Here is a 238-nt window from a genome sequence, read left to right as displayed (position 1 = left end):
GAAGGAGCCCTGCATGTCCCTCGACACGAACAACGTCCGCCAAGGCGGCTGCGGCTCGGGCCAATGCGCGTGCAAGAGCGCCGCGCAGGCGCGCGCATTCGACCCATTCAACGAAACCGACTACGGCACGCCGCAACGGCATGCCGACACCGACGTCACGCTCGAATGCGACGGCCAGCCGGTCACGGTGCCGGCCGGCACGTCGGTGATGCGCACGGCGATCGAAGCCGGCGTCAAC

1 protein-coding gene is annotated in these 238 nt (G+C 68.9%); it reads left to right on the top strand.

Translation table 11 applies throughout. From position 1 onward, the window contains the following. Nucleotides 1–13 precede the first annotated feature (13 nt). The coding region (locus ACZ2XM_RS15685) for a 2Fe-2S iron-sulfur cluster-binding protein (protein ID WP_490619043.1) at nucleotides 14–238 on the top strand (225 nt) is incomplete at its 3' end.

Source organism: Psychrobacter sp. CoH-33_TS_01 (assembly GCF_058189395.1).
Note: the sequence above shows the minus strand (reverse complement) of the source record. Positions and strands in the feature narration are given on the sequence as shown.